Annotated in this window: 4 protein-coding genes; 1 reads left to right on the top strand and 3 read right to left on the bottom strand. The window is 58.0% G+C overall.

Annotated features, from left to right (window positions below; translation table 11 throughout):
- Positions 1 to 316: 316 nt before the first annotated feature.
- A complete protein-coding gene (locus FAA97_RS20930; RefSeq protein WP_136600495.1) occupies positions 317 to 739 on the top strand; it encodes a hypothetical protein in 423 nt (140 codons plus the stop codon).
- 61 nt (positions 740 to 800) lie between these two features.
- Here the strand turns inward: FAA97_RS20930 and tnpC are convergent, their stop codons facing one another.
- The 3 genes from tnpC to tnpA all read right to left on the bottom strand — a co-directional run bounded on the left by tnpC (position 801) and on the right by tnpA (position 3,184).
- Positions 801 to 2,378 (bottom strand): IS66 family transposase, encoded by a 1,578-nt coding sequence (gene tnpC, locus FAA97_RS20935; RefSeq protein ID WP_136600496.1) that lies wholly within the window; start codon positions 2,376 to 2,378, stop codon positions 801 to 803.
- 69 nt (positions 2,379 to 2,447) lie between these two features.
- Positions 2,448 to 2,801 (bottom strand): IS66 family insertion sequence element accessory protein TnpB, encoded by a 354-nt coding sequence (gene tnpB, locus FAA97_RS20940; RefSeq protein ID WP_136600497.1) that lies wholly within the window; start codon positions 2,799 to 2,801, stop codon positions 2,448 to 2,450.
- Positions 2,798 to 3,184: an IS66-like element accessory protein TnpA gene (tnpA, locus tag FAA97_RS20945; RefSeq protein ID WP_136600498.1), complete on the bottom strand. Its 387-nt coding sequence runs from the start codon at positions 3,182 to 3,184 to the stop codon at positions 2,798 to 2,800. Before tnpA ends, tnpB begins: the two co-directional genes overlap by 4 nt.
- Positions 3,185 to 3,268: the final 84 nt, after the last annotated feature.

Consider the following 3,268-nt stretch of genomic DNA (forward strand, 5'->3'; position numbering starts at 1 on the left):
AGTGAGCGCTGTTATCCTGGCACATTGACTTGTCGCAGTAAGTAGTTTCGTGAGCTTGCCGTTACGACGTTGTAGACGCATTTGTTCGGTTGCATCCAATTAACGGATGAGCGGTATTTCTGGATGCCATCCGCGCAGACTCGGGCGGTATATTTGGTGAAGCCACACCCTCCACGAGAGGGTGTTTTGATCGCTGCAAAGATTTGCTGTGAGTTGAGCTACGGCAAGGCCGCGTTCGAAGAAAAAACTCGGCCAATCATCTCGCCGGTTTGGAAGCAGAACCAGATTAAATAAGTTAGGAGGCAGGAAGCAGAATATGCTGGATGACCAGACCAAGGTAATCATCGGTATCGCCTTTATCGCACTATTGATTGTCTTGCCTTTCGCAATGAGTGTGAGAGATAGACTGATGCAAGGAGCGCTGGACACGTCGTTTATACAGGGCTCAACATGGGCTGCGGTTGTGTTTGGTGGATGCTTGGCGGTAGTGGCAGGCCATACGGGGGTGAACAAAGACCCTCTCACCGGTTCGCTTTACACAGTTGCTTTCTATGTAGGCGTGATCGGGGTTTTCGTCCTTCCAGTTCTACTTTTGATCATAGCTGCGTATGTGTTTGGATATCTCTTCTGGTTGATGGGCGGACGAAAACGCACCTTACGAACAGATGGTCCGTCAGAGAAAATAATATCCGAGCCTCCGAAAGGTACATTCGGCAAGCGCAACCGGCCTCCTGAATGATTGTACTCGCTGGCAAGCGCTAAGGTGAAGGCTTTGATCGACAGAAGTCTTTCGGAGCAGATCAACTTGCTTGGTAACTCCACGGCAGAAGTTCCTCGATCCGGTTCTGCTTGTGGCCGGAGACGATGGCAGTGAGAGTGTTGGTCATATAGGCAAGCGGATCGACGGCATTCAATTTGCACGTCTCAATCAGCGAGGCGATGATCGCCCAGTTCTCTGCTCCGGCATCATGACCCGCGAAGAGCGCGTTTTTGCGATTGAGGGCAATCGGCCGGATGGTCCGCTCGATACTGTTGTTGTCGATCTCGATACGACCGTCGGTCAGGAAGAGCTTCAGACCATCCCAGTATTTGGCGATATAAGCCAGTGCCTCGCCGAGCGGCGACTTCGTGGCTACGCGGGCGCGGTGATGGATGAGCCACGCCTGCATGTCGGTGACGAGTGGCGCTGACCGCTCCTGCCGTCCGGCGAGGCGAGGCTCAGGATCAAGTCCGCGCAGTTCGGCTTCAATACTATACAGCTCGCCGATCCGCTTGACGCCATCCTCGGCAATCGGTGCTGACCCGTTGCGGGTGATCTCCACCAGCTTGCGCCGGGCATGGGCCCAACAATAGGCAAGCTGAATGTCTGATCCGACACGGTCAGGAACGATCAGCCTGTTATATCCGGCATAGCCATCGACCTGCAGGATACCGGAGAAGCCCTGCAATATCCGTTCCGCATGAATGCCCCCGCGGCCGGTCGCGTATGTGAAGGCGACACCTGGCGGAGCACCGCCGCCCCATGGGCGATCATCCCGCGCAAGCGCCCAGAAGTATCCGGTCTTGGTTTTGCGGGAGCCCGGATCGAGAACTGGGGCACGGGTCTCATCCATGAATAGTTTGGTCGAGCGCTTCAGGTCGGCGATCAGTGCATCGAAGACGGGCCGCAGTTCATAGGCTGCCCGACCGACCCAATCGGCAAGCGTTGATCGGTCGAGATCGACGCCCTGACGGCTCATGATCTGCGCCTGCCGATAGAGCGGAAGATGATCGGCATATTTGGAGACCAGCACATGAGCGACGGTGGCCTCCGTCGGCAGCCCAGCCTGGATCAAGCGTGCCGGAGCTGGGGCTTGGACGACCCCGTCGGTGCAGGCCCGGCAGGCATACTTGGGGCGACGAGTGACGATCACGCGGAACTGGGCCGGGACCACGTCCAGCCGCTCGGAGACATCCTCGCCAATGCAATGGAGGCAACCGCCACAGCCGCAGATCAGGCTTTCTGGCGCAATCACCTCCTCGATACGCGGGAGATGCTTCGGAAGGGACCCACGATTGATTGCACGTGGTTTGACAATCCTCTTTCCGACAGGAGTGTCCGCCTCATCCTCGGCATGGATCACGGCCATGGCCGTCTCCAGGTCTTCGAGCGCCAGGTCGAATTGGTCAGGATCAGTCTTCTCGGACTTGCGTCCGAAGGCTGCCTGCTTGAAGGCGGCGACCAGCTTCTCAAGCCGCTCGATCCGCTCATCTTTGCGAGCGATATGTTCGTCCTTGCTGGCTATCGCCAAGTCCTTGGCCGCCTCGCGTGCCTGCGCCGCGATCAGCATCGCCTTCAGGGCGGCAATGTCATCGGGAAGGTCGGCGGCATCAAGCATGACCGGAAACTACCAAATTCCGGGCCGATTTGCCCTCGGAATCTGCCTTGCTGAGTCATCGTGCCGCAGCTATTCGATGGCTTCCGGCGCTCTCGTCTGGACGGCATGCACCCGCCGCCAATCAAGGCCTGCGAACAGCGCTTCGAACTGGGCGTGCGTGAGTGTCATCAAGCCATCCTTGATGCCAGGCCAAGTGAATGTGTGCTCTTCAAGCCGTTTGTAGGCCATGACGATTCCGGAGCCATCCCAGTAGATCAGCTTCAAGCGGTCCGCCTTGCGAGACCGGAACACGAAGACCGTTCCGGTGAACGGGTCCTTGTGCAGCTCGTTCTTCACCAAAGCCGCCAACCCGTCATGACCCTTGCGGAAGTCGACAGGTTTGGTCGCGACCATGATCCGCACCCGGTTCGACGGAAAGATCATGTCCCCGCCGCCAGGGCGCGGGCGATGGCAGCGATCCGAGACGCGGACGCACGTTCCTCCAGGCGGATCGTGACGGGACCGAAGACGATCTCGGGGCGACTGAGCATTTTAGGCGGATGTTCCGAAACAGGCGGATCAACGATCACCGCCGCGAACTCTACCGCATCCTCCGGTGCTGGCAGGATCAGCTTGCCCTGCCGCGCCATCGTCCGCCAGGTGGAAAGGCTATTGGCTCGCAATCCATAGCGCTGCGCAACTTCATTGACTGTCGTGCCAGGCCTCAAGCTTTCCGAAACGATCCGTGCCTTGACCTTATCAGGCCATTGGCGATGCGCCTCACGCCTGCTCCGTCGCGTTGTGAGAACCTCCAACGTACTCTCCATGGAGAAACTCCTTGTCGCTCTTCCATGGAATGTCGATCACAGATCAGGCGATTGACGACAATGTGGGCGGAAAACACCGGTTAC

The sequence above is a fragment of the Peteryoungia ipomoeae genome (assembly GCF_004912165.1).
GTDB classification, from domain to species: domain Bacteria; phylum Pseudomonadota; class Alphaproteobacteria; order Rhizobiales; family Rhizobiaceae; genus Allorhizobium; species Allorhizobium ipomoeae.